Annotated in this window: 14 protein-coding genes; 4 read left to right on the top strand and 10 right to left on the bottom strand. The window is 65.8% G+C overall.

The features are described from left to right. Nucleotides 1-16 precede the first annotated feature (16 nt). Complete coding sequence (serA, locus tag EET13_RS08580; RefSeq protein ID WP_122441883.1) at nucleotides 17-1,603, bottom strand: phosphoglycerate dehydrogenase; 1,587 nt, start codon at nucleotides 1,601-1,603, stop codon at nucleotides 17-19. Between the two features lie 110 nt (nucleotides 1,604-1,713). Here serA and EET13_RS08575 point away from each other — a divergent pair, with 110 nt between their 5' ends. Further along, the gene (locus EET13_RS08575; RefSeq protein ID WP_122441882.1) at nucleotides 1,714-3,144 is read left to right on the top strand and encodes a phytoene desaturase family protein; all 1,431 of its coding nucleotides are present in this window, start codon (nucleotides 1,714-1,716) and stop codon (nucleotides 3,142-3,144) included. Then, nucleotides 3,141-3,740 (top strand): NAD(P)H:quinone oxidoreductase, encoded by a 600-nt coding sequence (wrbA, locus tag EET13_RS08570; protein ID WP_122441881.1) that lies wholly within the window; start codon nucleotides 3,141-3,143, stop codon nucleotides 3,738-3,740. The genes EET13_RS08575 and wrbA overlap by 4 nt, the downstream gene beginning before the upstream one ends. Before the next feature lie 72 nt (nucleotides 3,741-3,812). On the opposite strand, the gene ilvC is transcribed toward wrbA, so the two are convergent. From ilvC to EET13_RS08555, 3 genes are read right to left on the bottom strand one after another with little or no spacing between them, the layout of a single operon-like run. Next, nucleotides 3,813-4,814 carry a ketol-acid reductoisomerase gene (gene ilvC, locus EET13_RS08565; RefSeq protein ID WP_122441880.1) on the bottom strand — a complete coding sequence of 334 codons (1,002 nt, stop codon included), beginning with the start codon at nucleotides 4,812-4,814 and terminating at the stop codon, nucleotides 3,813-3,815. Nucleotides 4,815-4,847: 33 nt separating this feature from the next. After that, nucleotides 4,848-5,363, bottom strand: a complete 516-nt coding sequence (gene ilvN / locus EET13_RS08560; protein ID WP_122441879.1) for an acetolactate synthase small subunit — start codon at nucleotides 5,361-5,363, stop codon at nucleotides 4,848-4,850. Next, a complete protein-coding gene (locus tag EET13_RS08555) occupies nucleotides 5,363-7,207 on the bottom strand; it encodes an acetolactate synthase large subunit (protein WP_122441878.1) in 1,845 nt (614 codons plus the stop codon). The genes ilvN and EET13_RS08555 overlap by 1 nt, the downstream gene beginning before the upstream one ends. Before the next feature lie 281 nt (nucleotides 7,208-7,488). On the opposite strand from EET13_RS08555, the gene EET13_RS08550 reads away from it, so the two are divergent. Then, a complete protein-coding gene (locus tag EET13_RS08550; protein ID WP_122441877.1) occupies nucleotides 7,489-7,866 on the top strand; it encodes a PH domain-containing protein in 378 nt (125 codons plus the stop codon). A 5-nt stretch (nucleotides 7,867-7,871) separates the two neighbouring features. On the opposite strand, the gene EET13_RS08545 is transcribed toward EET13_RS08550, so the two are convergent. After that, nucleotides 7,872-8,717 (bottom strand): DoxX family protein, encoded by an 846-nt coding sequence (locus EET13_RS08545; RefSeq protein WP_122441876.1) that lies wholly within the window; start codon nucleotides 8,715-8,717, stop codon nucleotides 7,872-7,874. Nucleotides 8,718-8,917: 200 nt separating this feature from the next. Between EET13_RS08545 and EET13_RS08540 the strand changes: the two genes are divergently transcribed. Further along, nucleotides 8,918-10,039: a PQQ-dependent sugar dehydrogenase gene (locus EET13_RS08540; RefSeq protein ID WP_122441943.1), complete on the top strand. Its 1,122-nt coding sequence runs from the start codon at nucleotides 8,918-8,920 to the stop codon at nucleotides 10,037-10,039. A 152-nt stretch (nucleotides 10,040-10,191) separates the two neighbouring features. On the opposite strand, the gene EET13_RS08535 is transcribed toward EET13_RS08540, so the two are convergent. The 5 genes from EET13_RS08535 to EET13_RS31285 all read right to left on the bottom strand — a co-directional run. Continuing rightward, on the bottom strand, nucleotides 10,192-10,725 hold the full coding sequence (locus EET13_RS08535) for a flavin reductase family protein (protein ID WP_122441942.1): 534 nt from the start codon (nucleotides 10,723-10,725) through the stop codon (nucleotides 10,192-10,194). Between the two features lie 112 nt (nucleotides 10,726-10,837). Then, nucleotides 10,838-12,358 carry an Asp-tRNA(Asn)/Glu-tRNA(Gln) amidotransferase subunit GatB gene (gatB, locus tag EET13_RS08530; RefSeq protein ID WP_122441875.1) on the bottom strand — a complete coding sequence of 507 codons (1,521 nt, stop codon included), beginning with the start codon at nucleotides 12,356-12,358 and terminating at the stop codon, nucleotides 10,838-10,840. Between the two features lie 73 nt (nucleotides 12,359-12,431). Next, on the bottom strand, nucleotides 12,432-13,565 hold the full coding sequence (locus EET13_RS08525; RefSeq protein WP_425293652.1) for a MinD/ParA family ATP-binding protein: 1,134 nt from the start codon (nucleotides 13,563-13,565) through the stop codon (nucleotides 12,432-12,434). Nucleotides 13,566-13,717: 152 nt separating this feature from the next. Beyond that, nucleotides 13,718-14,749 carry an ATP-dependent 6-phosphofructokinase gene (locus EET13_RS08520; protein ID WP_122441941.1) on the bottom strand — a complete coding sequence of 344 codons (1,032 nt, stop codon included), beginning with the start codon at nucleotides 14,747-14,749 and terminating at the stop codon, nucleotides 13,718-13,720. Between the two features lie 130 nt (nucleotides 14,750-14,879). Further along, nucleotides 14,880-14,962 (bottom strand): hypothetical protein (locus EET13_RS31285; RefSeq protein WP_244603832.1); only part of this gene is annotated, 83 nt, incomplete at its 5' end.

Raw genomic sequence — 14,962 nt, 5'->3', positions numbered from 1 at the left:
TCGTCACCGGCGCGCTTCACGACAGGTCGACCACTTCGATCTTGTTCGCGCCGACTGCCGCCACCATCGCCGACCGGACATCGTCGGGCACAGCCTGATCCAGCCGCAGCAGAATCGTCGCGCGCGGACCCTCGACGTCCTCGGACAATTGAGCGGCATGGATGTTCACCCCGGCGGCGCCCAGCAAGGTGCCGATCTTGCCCAGGGCTCCCGGCTGGTCGACGTAGTGGACGATCAAGTTGATCCCCTCGGCACGCATGTCGAAGTGGCGACCGTTGATCTGCACGACCTTCTGGGTCAGTTGCGGGCCGTACAGCGTGCCCGAGACGTTCACGACGGAGCCGTCCGCGCCGACCGCGCGGACGTCGACGACACTGCGGTGGTTGGGGCTTTCGGAGGCCTTGGTGATCTCGGCGGATACCCCGCGCTCGGCGGCCAGCGCCGGGGCGTTCACAAAGGTCACCGGCTCGTCGATCACCGCCGAGAACAGCCCGCGCAGCGCCGAAAGCCGCAGCACCTCAACCTCTTCGGAGGCAAGCTCACCGCGAACCTGTACCGACAACGACACCGGCGCGCCGTCGGACAGCGCGGCGGCCAGCACTCCGAGCTTGCGCACCAGATCCAGCCAGGGCGCCACCTCTTCGTTGACCACTCCGGCGCCGACGTTGACCGCGTCGGGAACGAACTCCCCCGCCAGCGCCAGTCGAACGCTCTCGGCGACGTCGGTCCCGGCCCGGTCCTGGGCCTCGGCGGTGGACGCACCCAGGTGCGGGGTGACGACCACCTGGGGCAGGTCGAACAATGGGCTGTCGGTGCACGGTTCGCTGGCGAACACGTCAAGACCGGCAGCGCGCACGTGGCCCCCGCTGATAGCGTCGGCCAGCGCCGCCTCGTCCACCAGGCCGCCGCGGGCGGCGTTGACGATGATGACGCCGGGCTTGGTCTTGGCCAGTGCTTCCTTGTCGATCAGGCCTGCGGTCTCGGGCGTCTTGGGCAGGTGCACCGAGATGAAGTCGGCGCGTGCCAGCAACTCGTCCAGGGGAAGCAGTTCGATGCCCAGCTGCGCAGCCCGGGCGGGCGAGACATATGGGTCGTAGGCGACGACGTGGGCGTCGAAAGCGGCGACCCGCTGTGCGACCAGCTGCCCGATGCGACCCAATCCGACTACGCCGACGGTCTTTCCGAAAATCTCGGTACCGGAGAACGAAGAGCGTTTCCAGGTGTGCTCCCGCAGCGTGGCGTCGGCGGCAGGGATCTGCCGGGCCGCGGCCAACAGCAGCGCGATGGCGTGCTCTGCGGCGCTGTGGATGTTCGACGTCGGAGCGTTGACCACCAGCACGCCGCGGGTGGTGGCGGCATCCACGTCGACGTTGTCCAGCCCGACGCCGGCGCGTGCCACGATTTTCAGCTTGGGAGCCGCGGCCAGCACTTCGGCGTCCACGGTGGTGGCCGACCGTACCAGCAGCGCGTCGGCCTCGGGCACTGCGGCCAGCAGCTTCGCGCGGTCCGGACCGTCTACCCAGCGCACCTCCACCTGATCTCCCAGGGCAGCGACCGTCGATTGGGCAAGTTTGTCGGCGATTAATACAACAGGCAAGTTCACCCGGACAGCGTAGCGGCGATCGCGATCGCCAGCGCGGCGGAGCCGGGCGCAGCGGGGCCGAGCCGGGCGCCGCAGGTCGCAGCCATCGGCCCATCCGCTGTAATCAAGGGGTGGATGTGACCGTCGTCGGCAGCGGGCCCAACGGGTTGGCCGCTGCTGTCGTCTGCGCCCGAGCCGGGCTGAAAGTAAACGTCATCGAGGCACAACCGACCTTTGGCGGCGGCGCGCGCAGCGCAGCCGACGTCGAATTTCCCGGAGTCCTACACGACGTGTGTTCAGCGGTGCATCCGCTGGCGCTGGCGTCGCCGTTTTTCGCCGAGTTCGACCTCCCGGCGCGCGGTGTGACACTGGCCGTACCGGAGATCGCGTATGCCAACCCGCTGCCGGGGCGGCCAGCGGCCATCGCCTACCGCGACTTGGCCCGCACCTGCGCCGAATTGGATGACGGTGCGTCCTGGCGACGGCTGCTCGGCCCGCTGGTGACGAATTTTGCTGCTGTCGTGGATTTTATGCTTGGCGACAAACGTTCGGCGCCCGCCGCGTTGCTGCCGGCCATGCATCTCGGGTTGCGAATGCTGGGCCAGGGTACGCCCGCGTGGCGATCGCTGGCGGGCGAAGATTCCCGGGCGCTGTTCACCGGCGTTGCGGCCCACGCCATTTCACGGTTGCCGTCACTGGTGTCGGCGGGTGCCGGGCTCATGCTGGCTACCCTCGCCCATTCGGTAGGCTGGCCCATCCCGGTGGGCGGCAGCCAGGTGATCGCCGACGCGTTGATCGACGATCTGCGGGCACACGGCGGTGAGCTGACGGCGGGCGTCGAGGTCACATCTCCGCCCGGCGGTGTCGTGGTGTTCGATACGGCGCCCACGACGCTGCTGCACGTCTACCGCGACGCCCTTCCAGATCGGTACGCTAAGGCATTGCGGCGCTATCGATTCGGTTCCGGCGCTGCCAAAGTCGACTTCGTGCTCAGCGACGAGATCCCGTGGCCGGATTCGCGGCTCAGTCGGGCCCCGACGCTTCACCTCGGCGGCACCCGCGAGCAGATGGCGCGCGCCGAGGCGGAGGTCGCGGCCGGACGCCACGCCGACTGGCCGATGGTGCTGGCCGCAAGCCCGCACCTGGCCGATCCCGGCCGAGTGGATGGCGCCAGCCGGCGTCCCTTCTGGACCTACACCCACGTCCCTTCGGGCTCGACGTTCGATGCGACCGAGACGGTGACCCGGGTCGTCGAGCGGCTGGCACCTGGCTTCCGCGACGTCGTCGTCGCAGCACGTTCCGTGCCCGCCGCACGAATGGCCGAACACAACGCCAACTATGTCGGTGGCGATATCTCCGTGGGTGCCAACTCCGTGTGGCGTGCGATCGCCGGACCCACGCCACGCCTTAACCCTTGGCGCACACCGGTTGCCGGGGTGTACCTGTGTTCGGCGGCCACTCCACCCGGCCCCGGGGTGCACGGCATGTCCGGTTATTACGCCGCACGCACCCTGCTGCGGCACGAATTCGGCATCACCGACATGCCTAAGCTGAGTCCATGACGAAACTTGCGGTCATCTACTACTCAGCTACCGGCCATGGAACGACGATGGCGCAGCGCGTCGCCGCGGCGGCCGAGGCCGCCGGCGCCGAAGTCCGGGTCCGGCCCGTCGCCGAGACCCGCGACCCCGCATCGTTTGCGCACAATCCCGCGTGGACGGCGAATTACCAAGCGACCAAGGACCTTCCAGCGGCCACCGGTGCGGACATCGTCTGGGCCGACGCGGTGATTTTCGGTTCACCCACCCGTTTCGGCTGCGTCGCAGCGCAATTGCGGGATTTCCTCGACTCGTTGGGCGGGCTGTGGGCCGAGGGCAAACTCGCAGACAAGGTGTATGCGGCGTTCACGTCGAGCAACACCCTGCACGGCGGCCAGGAGACAACCTTGCTCACCCTATACGTCACGCTGATGCATTTCGGTGGCATCATCGTGCCGCCGGGATACACCGACCCGCTGAAATTCGTGGACGGCAACCCCTACGGTGCAAGCCTGGTATCCACCCACGGCAACATCCACGAGTTCGACGAGTCCACGGTCAACGCCTTAGACCACCTGGCGCGCAGGGTGGTTGAGGTGGCGGGGCGCCTCACCTCTTAGCGCGAGCAGACGCAAAATCCCCCGACACGCCGACAAATTGGGGGCTTTTGCGTCTGCTCGGCGAAACAGCGACTACGCGGTCTCGGTGATCGGCCGGTCCACCCAGCTCATCAGGTCGCGCAGCTTCTTGCCGGTAACCTCGATGGGATGCTCGGCATTCTCCTTGCGCAGCTGCTCGAGTTCCTTGTTGCCGCCCTCAACGTTGGCGACCAGCTTCTTGATGAAGGTGCCGTCCTGGATCTCGCGCAGGATCTCGCGCATCCGGTCCTTGGTGCTGGCGTCGATGACGCGCGGGCCCGACAGGTAGCCGCCGAATTCCGCGGTGTCGGACACCGAGTAGTTCATCCGCGCGATCCCGCCTTCATACATCAGGTCGACGATCAGCTTGAGTTCGTGCAGCACCTCAAAGTACGCCATTTCCGGCGGGTAGCCCGCCTCGACCATCACGTCGAACCCGGCCTTCACCAATTCCTCAGTGCCACCGCACAATACGGCCTGCTCGCCGAACAGATCGGTCTCGGTCTCGTCTTTGAAGGTGGTCTTGATGACGCCGGCGCGGGCGCCGCCGATGGCCTTGGCGTAGGACAGCGCCAGCGCCTCACCGTTTCCGGTCGGGTCCTGGTCGACTGCGATCAGGCAGGGCACACCCTTGCCGTCCACGAACTGGCGGCGCACCAGGTGACCGGGCCCCTTCGGCGCGACCATCGCGACGGTAACGTCGGCGGGCGGCTTGATCAGGTTGAAGTGGATGTTGAGGCCGTGGCCGAAAAACAACGCGTCGCCGGGCTTCAAGTTGGGCTCGATGTCGTTGGTGAAGATCTCCGCCTGGGCGGTGTCGGGAGCCAACAGCATGATCACATCGGCCCACTTGGCAACCTCGGCCGGCGTGTCGACGTCCAGTCCCTGCTCTTCGACTTTGGCCCGCGACTTTGACCCTTCCTTCAGCCCGACGCGCACCTGCACGCCGGAGTCGCGCAGGCTCAGCGAGTGCGCATGGCCTTGGCTGCCGTAGCCGATAACGCCGACCTTGCGGCCCTGGATGATCGACAGGTCTGCGTCGTCGTCGTAGAACATCTCTAATGCCACTGTTGAGTCACTCCTTGTTAGTTATTTGACAGTGCCGATACACCGCGGGCCGCGGGACAACGACACCATTCCGGATTGGGCGATTTCGCGGATACCGAAGGGCTCCAATACTCGCAGCAACGCCTCAAGCTTGCCACGGTTACCGGTGGCCTCTACGGTCAAAGATTCCGGAGATACGTCAATCACGTTGGCGCGGAAGAGGTTTACCGCTTCGATCACCTGACTGCGGGTGCCGGCGTCGGCGCGGACCTTGATCAGAGCCAATTCCCGGGATACCGATTGCTCGTCGTCCTGTTCGATGATTTTGATGACGTTGATCAGCTTGTTCAACTGCTTGGTGACCTGCTCGAGCGGGGTCTCCTCGCAGGCGACGACGATGGTCATCCGCGACATGTCCTTCTGCTCGGTCGCGCCCACCGCCAACGACTCGATGTTGAAACCGCGCCGGGAGAACAGCGCCGCGACGCGCGCCAGCACGCCGGGTTTGTCTTCGACCAGGACCGACAACGTGTGCGTCTTAGGCGACCCGTTCACCATCAGGCGTGCCCTTCACTTTCGTCGTCGAACAGGGGACGGATGCCGCGCGCGGCCTGGATCTCGTCGTTGCTGGTGCCGGCGGCCACCATCGGCCACACCTGTGCGTCGGCGCCGACGATGAAGTCGATCACTACCGGGCAGTCGTTGATCGCCCGGGCCTGGTTGATCACGTCGATGACGTCTTCGGCACGCTCGCAACGCAATCCGACACAACCCAACGCCTCGGCCAGCTTGACGAAGTCGGGGATTCGGTGCGAGTGGGTGGCCAGGTCGGTCTGAGAGTAGCGCTCCTCGTAGAACAGGCTCTGCCACTGCCGCACCATGCCCAGATTGCCGTTGTTGATCAACGCCACCTTGATCGGTATGCCCTCGATGGCACAGGTGGCCAGTTCCTGGTTGGTCATCTGGAAACAGCCGTCGCCGTCGATGGCCCATACCTCGGTGTCCGGCAACGAGATCTTGGCACCCATGGCCGCCGGGATGGCAAACCCCATGGTGCCCAGCCCGCCGGAATTGAGCCAGGTGCGCGGCTTTTCGTACTTGATGAACTGCGCCGCCCACATTTGATGCTGGCCGACGCCGGCGACATACACGGCGTCCGGGCCGGCGATTTCGCCCAGCTTCTCGATCACGTACTCGGGACTGAGGCTGCCGTCGCTTTGCGGCCCATAGCTCAGCGGATAGGTCTTTCGAACGCCATCGAGATACGCCCACCACTCGCCGAGCTCGAGGGTGCCGGGAATGTCGTAGTGGCGCAGCATTGCAATGAGTTCGGCGATGACGGCTTTGACGTCGGCCACAATCGGGACATCGGCGTGCCGGTTCTTGCCGATCTCGGCCGGATCGATGTCGGCGTGAATGACCTTGGCTTCCGGAGCGAAGGAGTCGAGCTTACCGGTCACCCGGTCGTCGAAACGGGTGCCCAGCGCGATCAGCAGGTCGCTACGTTGCAGTGCCGCCACGGCTCCCACCGTGCCGTGCATGCCCGGCATGCCCAGGTTCTGCCGGTGGCTGTCGGGGAACGCTCCGCGAGCCATCAGTGTGGTGACCACCGGAATGCCCGTCAGTTCGGCCAGTTCCCGCAGCTGTTGGGTCGCCTCGCCGCGAATGACGCCGCCGCCGACGTACAGCACCGGCTTGCGCGCGGCGGCGATCAGCTTGGCGGCTGCACGGATCTGGCGGTTGTGGGGTTTGGTGTTGGGCTTGTAACCGGGCAGATCCATCCGCGGCGGCCAGCTGAAGGTGCACTGGCCCTGCAGCACGTCCTTGGGGATGTCCACGAGCACCGCTCCGGGGCGACCGGACGCCGCGATGTGGAACGCCTCGGCCAGCACCTGCGGAATCTCGTCGCCGGTGCGAACCAGGAAGTTGTGCTTGGTGATCGGCATCGTGATGCCGGAGATGTCGGCCTCCTGGAAGGCGTCGGTGCCGATCAGGCCGCGGCCGACCTGACCGGTGATGGCGACCACCGGGATGGAGTCCATCTGCGCGTCGGCCAGCGGTGTCACCAGGTTGGTCGCACCGGGACCCGACGTCGCCATGCACACCCCCACCCGACCGGTGGCGTGCGCGTAGCCGCTGGCCGCATGGCCGGCGCCCTGTTCGTGGCGGACCAGCACGTGGCGCAGCTTCTGGGAGTCGAACAGCGGGTCATAGACCGGCAAGACGGCACCTCCCGGAATCCCGAAGATGACGTCGACGTCGAGCTCCTCCAGGGACCGGATGACCGCTTGCGCCCCGGTAAGCTGCTGCGGCGCAACATGTTTGGTGTGCGGTGCCGACGGCTTGACACCGTTTGCCCCGCCTGGCGATGTCGGTGAGTGTGGCTTCGTTGGTGCGCTCACTGTCCTGTTAATCCTTTATTGCTGTGGCAGTCTCGTTGGGGGGCAACAAAAAACCCCCGCCAGCTCAGCTGCTGCACGAGGGTTGCGCGTTGGTGCTCGATCGAACTAGTCAGGCACCAACGCGCCGACCAAGTACTACAAGCATTCTGGGGAGCATTTTGGGCTCTCCGACGGTATCCATAGCGTCTGACGGTAGCCTTCGTACAGCTCAACCGTCAAATCCGGGGTGATCAGGCCGGCACGGAACACGCGCCCTACCCGCGCGATGGAAGGATACGAGGGTGGTATCTGGCTCACCGGTGGTGATCAGGGTGTCGCCGATCGCGCACCTGGCCGTGGGTTTTGCGACCCTGGGGCTGCTCATCCCCGTGCTGGCATGGCCACCGACTGCGCCGCTGCTGCTCATCCCGGTGCTGTTGTCGGCGATGATCATTAGGCTGCGCACGGTCGCCGACGACCACGGGGTGACGGTACGGACCCTGCTGGGTAGCCGTACGGTGCGCTGGGACGACATCGACGGCCTGCGATTCCACCGGGGTTCCTGGGCGCGCGCCCGCCTCAAGGACGGCACCGAGCTGCGCTTGCCCGCGGTCACGTTCTCGACGCTGCCGCAATTGACCGAGGCCAGTGCGGGGCGGGTTCCCAACCCCTACCGATGAGACGTTCAGGCCAGCGGATTGGCGCCGTTGAGGAATACCCACACGGCGATCCCGGCGGCGATGCCGGCCAGCAACGCCACAAATGACCCGATGAAAGGCCGCTGGGACCAGCCGCGACCGGCGTCGAGGCCATAGCGACCGGGACCGCTCAAGATGACGGCGACAGCCATCACAACCAGGGAGATCTGGTATTCATACCCGTCGGGCAGGAAGTAGCTGAAATGTGAATGCGGCCGCGCCGAGATGCCGGCCAGCAGACCATTGATGAGGAAAGCCAGTGCGCCCGCGGCCGCCAGCGGGGTGAAAAGGCCCAGGACCAACAGCACTCCGGCGACGATCTCGCCGCCTACGCCCACGTAGGCCAGGATGTCGGCGTGCTGATAGCCAACGTCGGACAGTGAGTTCTTGAATCCGGTGACCCCGGATCCGCCCCACCAGCCGAACAGCTTTTGCAGCCCGTGGGCGATCATTACCGCGCCCAGCCCGACGCGCAATACCAGCAGACCTAGATTCTGCGTGCCGCGCCGGCCGGCGGCGCGTACTCGCTCGTCGTCGGCGTCGATATCGATCGCGGGCGCTGCCGGGATCGGCCGCCCGGCAGGCTGCGGCTGGGCGTACGGTAACGGCTCCTGCGTGTCGAGCAGGTGATATCCCGAGCTGACCGCCCCAGAATTGGCCGGGTCATAGGGCGGGATGACGGTGGTGGTGCCGGTATTGCCAAAGTCGCCGGGGTAGCTGCCGGGGCTCAGATCGTCTTCGGGGTCGACCAGGCTTGCCGAGACGGGGCGTCCCGCGGTTGGTCCGGGGGAACCGTCCGGCCGCTGCCAATGTGATTCATTCGAACTGGTCACTCGTGTCAGGGTAAGGGCATTTGGTCCTGAATTGGGGATTTGAGCGGCGCTTTCGCCGGTTAAGTCCGCACTTCGTGCGGTCAACGGTTCCGGCGGTGGCCCAAAACGGACTCCGGCCCACCGACCATGACTTGATTGGGGCTGCCACGCCGCGGTCGGTAGGTGGCGGTGGCGCAGACAAAGTCCGTAGCCTGTCGGTCATGCGGATACGGCGGTCGGTTCGGCGCGCACTCACTGTGTTGTGCGCGGCGGCGCTGGTGTCGAGCGGTTGCGCTCGGTTCAACGATGCCCAGTCGCAGCCTTTCACCACCAACCCGGAACTTCGGCCCCAGCCCAGCTCGACCCCGCCACCACCGCCGCCGCTGCCGCCCACACCATTTCCCAAGGCCTGCCCGGCGCCGGGCGTCATGCAGGGCTGTCTGGAGAGCACCAGCGGCCTGATCATGGGCATCGACAGCAAGACCGCGCTGGTCGCCGAGCGCATCACCGGCGCCGTCAAGGAAATCTCGATCAGTGCCGAGCCCAAGGTGAAGATGGTCATCCCGGTCGACCCGGCGGGTGACGGCGGCTTGATGGATATCGTGTTGTCGCCCACGTATTCGCAGGACCGGCTGATGTATGCCTACATCAGCACGCCCACCGACAACCGGGTCATCAGGATCGCCGACGGTGACGTCCCGAAGGACATCCTGACCGGCATCCCCAAAGGTCCTGCCGGTAACACCGGTGCGCTGATCTTCACCAGCCCCACCACGCTGGTGGTCATGACCGGCGACGCCGGCAACCCGGCGCTGGCCGCCGATCCCAATTCGTTAGCCGGCAAGGTACTGCGCATCGAGCAGCCCACGACCATCGGACAGGCGCCGCCGACGACAGCACTGACCGGGATCGGCTCGGGCGGTGGCATGTGCATCGACCCCGTCGACGGCTCGCTCTACGTCGCCGACCGCACCCCGGGCGCCGACCGATTGCAGCGCATCACCAAGAAGTCGGAGGTCTCGACGGTATGGACGTGGCCGGACAAGCCGGGCGTGGCCGGGTGTGCGGCCATGGACGGCACCGTGCTGGTCAACCTGATCAATACCAAGCTCACGGTTGCGGTTCGGCTCGCACCGTCGACCGGCGCAGTGACCGGCGAACCCGACGTCGTACGCAAGGACACCCACGCACATGCCTGGGCCCTGCGGATGTCGCCCGACGGCAACGTCTGGGGTGCGACGGTCAACAAGACCGCAGGTGATGCCGAGAAGCTCGACGATGTGGTGTTCCCGTTGTTCCCGCAGGGCGGCGGGTTCCCGCGCAACAACGACGACAAGACCTAACCGTTGGGCGACGATGCGGCCCCCGACGTCCGTCATACCAACCACAGAAGCCTCAGCCCGGCGCCCGTACTGCTCGTGCAACCTGTGAGCGACAAACGCGACAAACTACGCAGCGGCTACCCGTCCGAGGTAGCGACACAATCGGCAGGTGCTCAGGGCACGTCGAGGGTGAACCTGACGCCGTATCGCCGGGTCACCTCGGTGGGTTCGTAGAACCGCCGCGTCGGTTCCTCGTGGCCGGGCTCGAGGTCGTCGATATCGGAGAGGTATAGCAGCTCTTCGGAGCATTCCGGAGCCCAGACGCTCACGGGCTCCAACAGATAACACACGTGATCCCCGACATCGCTGCGACTCACCGTCCTGCCGACGAACCACGCCACCGCGTCATCGAGAATCGGCATCCCATAAGGGCCCGCGCGCCACGGGCAACGAGCGAATTTGTCGGCGTCGTCTGTTGTTGGGCCGGCGAACAGTTCGGCCAGGGCGCGCTGGTGCTGCGCCAACACATGCACAGCCACATGGTCAGATCGGCCGGCCACCTCGGCGGTGTGATTACTTCTGGGCATGCCGATCATGAAACTCGGGGGCTGCACGCTGGTTTGGGTGGCGAAACCGATCAGACAACCCGACGGCTGACCCTCGGCCTGGGTTGTCACCACGAATACCGGGGAATCCAGCATGGTCATCAGGTCATCGAACGATTCATCGATCACCTCAACATCATGAATCGCCGCGGCGCCTTTCGACGTCTTTCGCAGCGAACTCCTAGATACCAGTTCGGTGAACCGACAGCCCGGGCTAACCCTGACCGCAGGCCGCCAACACCAGCTCGCGTACCCGCGCGGCGTCGGCCTGACCGCGGGTGGCCTTCATCACCGCGCCGACGATCGCACCCGCCGCAGCCACCTTGCCGCCCCGAATCTTCTCGGCCACATCGGGATTGGCGGCCAAGGCTTCATCGACGGCCGCCTGGGTCAGCGAGTCGTCACGAACCAGCGCCAGTCCGCGGGCAGTCATCACTTGCTCCGGTTCGCCTTCGCCGGCCAGCACGCCTTCCACGACCTCGCGAGCGAGCTTGTTGGATAGCTTGCCCTCCTCGACCAGCCGTATAACGACTGCGACCTGGGCAGGGGTGATGGCCAGTTCATCCAGGCCGATACCGGACTCGTTGGCCTTTTGCACCAAGAAGTTCCCCCACCACGAGCGCGCCTCCTTGCTGGCGGCTCCGTGCTTGACCGTTTCGGCGACCAGTTCTACCGCGCCGGCGTTCACCAGGTCGCGCATCACCTCGTCGGAAATGCCCCATTCCTGCTGAATCCGCTTGCGGGTCAACCACGGTAGCTCGGGAATGGTTTGGCGCAGTTCTTCGACCAGTGCCCGGCTGGGCGCGACGGGTTCGAGATCGGGCTCCGGGAAATACCGATAGTCCTCTGCGGTCTCCTTGGTGCGGCCGGAGCTGGTGTAGCCGGCCTCGTGGAAGTGCCTGGTCTCTTGGGTGATCTGGCCGCCGGCCACCAAGACGGCGGCCTGCCGCTGCATTTCGTAACGCACCGCGACCTCGACGCTCTTGAGCGAGTTGACGTTCTTGGTCTCGGTCCGAGTGCCGAATTCGATTGCACCCCTTGGCTTTAGTGATACATTCGCATCGCAGCGCAGCGAGCCCTGGTCCATCCGGACGTCGGATACGTCCAACTCCCGCAGCAGGTCGCGCAACGCGGTCACGTAGGCACGGGCTACCTGAGGCGCACGTTCGCCCGCTCCCACAATCGGCTTGGTCACGATCTCGATCAGCGGGACGCCGGCACGGTTGTAGTCGATGAGCGACGTCGTCGCCCCGTGGATGCGGCCCGTCTCACTGCCGATATGGGTCAGTTTGCCGGTGTCCTCCTCCATGTGGGCACGTTCGATCTCCACTCGCCAGGTAGTGCCGTCTTCCAGCGGCGCCTCGAGGTAGCCGTTGACGGCGATCGGCTCGTCGTATTGCGAAATCTGATAATTCTTCGGCATGTCCGGGTAGAAGTAGTTCTTCCTGGCAAAGCGGCACCAGGACACGATCTCGCAATTCAGCGCCAAGCCGATGCGGATCGCCGACTCGACCGCGGCCCGGTTCAGCACCGGCAGCGAACCGGGCAGCCCCAGGCACACCGGGCACACCTGCGTGTTCGGCTCGGCGCCGAATGCCGTTGCGCAGCCGCAAAACATCTTGGTCGCGGTGGACAATTCGACGTGAACTTCCAGTCCGAGGACCGGATCGAAGCGCGCGACGACGTCGTCGAAGTCCAGCAGGTCAGCCCCTGAAGCCCGGGCAGCAGCAGTCATGCGTTTATCCTAGTGGCGGGCGGTGGCCCACCGGAGTCGGACAGGGCTACCCACCGATGGCACACCCCAGGGACTATGCCCGCCGTGGGAACATGGCTGCCAGCGTGGCAGCCAGCTCAAGGTAGGCGCGCCGGCTTTCCTTACTCAACCGGTCCAGACCGATTTCCTTACCCGCATGTACGTGGCGATCGAACGGCAGGACCACCGTGGCGGCCACGCCGGTCGACAATTGCTCGAGTTCCTTGCCGGCCAAGGTGCTGGGCCTGGCCGGTTCGGTGCGGTTGACCGCCAACACCGTCGTCGCGACGAGTTTTTGATATCCGTTGTTGCGCAACCACTCCAGCGTGATTCTGGTCTTTCGTATCGCATCGATCGAGGCGCTGGTAACGACCACCAGTGCCCGCGATTCCGGCAACACCGCCTCCATCGCGCTGGATTCGAGCGCCTTGACGCAGTCGACCAGGACCACCGAGTAATGCTTGCGCAAAATGGAAAACACCTTGACGATGTCGCTTCGCCCCACTCGCCAACTGTTCTTTGCATAGTCCGGCAGCCCGAGCACCTCCAGCCCGCAACTGTTCATATAGGTATGCGCGCGCACGTCCGGATACCGGGTGACCGAACCGTCCATGAGCAGATCGACCATATTCAAACGGCTGCGGCGGCCATGCCGATCCGACAAATCGCCGCCGTCGGTGTCGACGGCGATCACCCGGTCATTGCGCACCTGCGCGAAAGTTGAGCCCAGCGCCTCCACGACCGCTGTCTTGCCGACCCCACCTTTGAGGTTGAGCACGGCCATGGGAAACGCGCTTCCGAGCGGAGTACGGACGCGCTCACGCAGCTCACGTTCATATGCTGGGCCTTTGCCGGGGCCGAAGTCCCTTCGGCTGATCCGCCACAACAGGTCTCGCCAGCTGAAACGGCCGGTATCGTCGGCGTCCTGCTGGTCGAAAACGTCGAGCGCCATGCCGCCGGGGGTCCGTTCACGAGGGGGAACCGGCGTCGCCGCGGGGGTCCGGGCGGTTGACCACGGCGCAGCGGGAGACGAGGGGTAGGCAGGGGTATCACGGCGGTAGACCCGCGGCACCGTGGTGGACGTCGACTCGACCGGCGGACGGTGACAGGGCGGGGAGGTGCGCCGCTCCTGTGCTACCGGCGGAGCGGCCTGAGGCAGGTCTCCGCGACCAGGATCGCGGTTGCTCATACCCCACGGTATAGCCGGGCTGATTTGCTCGGAAACCGCGAATTCCCCGGATTGGCGAAGATGCAAGCAACAGGCAAACAAGATTTCGTCCGCAGTTCAGCCCGCGCTACCGGATGTTCGACACATTCCGGCGATCGGCGCGAAAACCGACGTCAGCCGAAGAAAGCCGCGGCGTCGTCGTAGCGGCTTTGAGGTACCAACTTGAGCTGGCGCACGGCGTCAGCCAGGGCGACACGGCCGATGTCCTGCCCGCGCAGCGACACCATCTGGCCGTATTCGCCGGCATGGGCGGCGTCGGCGGCGTTGACACCGAACCGGGTGGCAAGAACGCGGTCGTAGGCCGTCGGGGTACCGCCGCGCTGGACATGGCCCAGCACCGTCACCCGGACATCTTTGTTGATCCGCTTCTCCACCTCGACACCCAGCTGCGCGGCCACCCCGGTGAAACGCTCATGGCCGAACTCGTCGATCCCGCCTTCGCGCAACTCGATGGAGCCGGCCACCGGCTTGGCTCCCTCGGCGACCACGCAGATGAAGTGCGAGTCTCCGCGCTGGAAACGCTGTTTGACCAGCCGGCACACCTCCTCGACATCGAACGGCTGCTCGGGGATCAGCGTCATGTGAGCGCCGGATGCAAGCCCGGAGTTCAGCGCGATCCAGCCGGCGTGGCGGCCCATCACCTCGACCAGCATCACCCGCTGATGCGATTCGGCGGTGCTGTGCAGGCGGTCGATCGCCTCAGTCGCCACGGTCAATGCCGTGTCGTGGCCGAAAGTCACGTCGGTGCAGTCGATGTCGTTGTCGATGGTCTTCGGTACGCCGACGACCGGTACATTCTCCTGCGACAGCCAGTGCGCCGCCGTCAGCGTGCCTTCGCCGCCGATGGGGATCAGCACGTCGATGCCGTTGTCGTCCAAGGTCTGCATGATCTGACTCAGGCCGGCGCGCAGTTTGTCCGGATGCACCCGCGCGGTCCCCAGCATGGTTCCGCCCTTGGCCAGCAATCGGTCATTGCGGTCGTCGTTGCGCAGCTGCATGCGCCGGTTTTCCAACAGCCCGCGCCACCCGTCCTGGAACCCGACCACCGACGAGCCGTAGCGGGCATCGCAAGTGCGCACCACGGCCCGGATGACGGCGTTGAGGCCGGGGCAGTCGCCGCCTCCGGTGAGAAGTCCAATCCGCATGCCATCATCTTGCACCGCAGCTGGCTCGGGCCGCGAGCAGACGCGGAATCGCACGCGCGGGGTCCGCGCAGTGCGATTCCGCGTCTGCTCGCGCAAGCGAGAGGTGCCCCAGCTCGCGCCTAGATGGCTCCTAAATCGGCGAGGGCAGCGGGCCACGGGCGGCCTCGTAGGCGGCTCCCACCCGGTAAAGCCGGTCGTCGGCCAAGGCGGGCG

The sequence above is a fragment of the Mycobacterium attenuatum genome (assembly GCF_900566085.1).
GTDB lineage: Bacteria > Actinomycetota > Actinomycetes > Mycobacteriales > Mycobacteriaceae > Mycobacterium > Mycobacterium attenuatum.
This window is presented reverse-complemented; position numbering and strand designations above follow the sequence as displayed.

Excerpts from the sequence above, each read along its gene's own strand:
- EET13_RS08540 (WP_122441943.1), top strand. The coding sequence starts at position 8,918 with ATGCGGATACGGCGGTCGGTTCGGCGCGCACTCACTGTGTTGTGCGCG.
- wrbA (WP_122441881.1), top strand. The coding sequence starts at position 3,141 with ATGACGAAACTTGCGGTCATCTACTACTCAGCTACCGGCCATGGAACG.
- ilvN (WP_122441879.1), bottom strand. The coding sequence starts at position 5,363 with ATGGTGAACGGGTCGCCTAAGACGCACACGTTGTCGGTCCTGGTCGAA.
- EET13_RS08525 (WP_425293652.1), bottom strand. The coding sequence starts at position 13,565 with ATGAGCAACCGCGATCCTGGTCGCGGAGACCTGCCTCAGGCCGCTCCG.
- ilvC (WP_122441880.1), bottom strand. The coding sequence starts at position 4,814 with ATGTTCTACGACGACGACGCAGACCTGTCGATCATCCAGGGCCGCAAG.
- EET13_RS08535 (WP_122441942.1), bottom strand. The coding sequence starts at position 10,725 with ATGACCATGCTGGATTCCCCGGTATTCGTGGTGACAACCCAGGCCGAG.
- gatB (WP_122441875.1), bottom strand. The coding sequence starts at position 12,358 with ATGACTGCTGCTGCCCGGGCTTCAGGGGCTGACCTGCTGGACTTCGAC.
- EET13_RS08520 (WP_122441941.1), bottom strand. The coding sequence starts at position 14,749 with ATGCGGATTGGACTTCTCACCGGAGGCGGCGACTGCCCCGGCCTCAAC.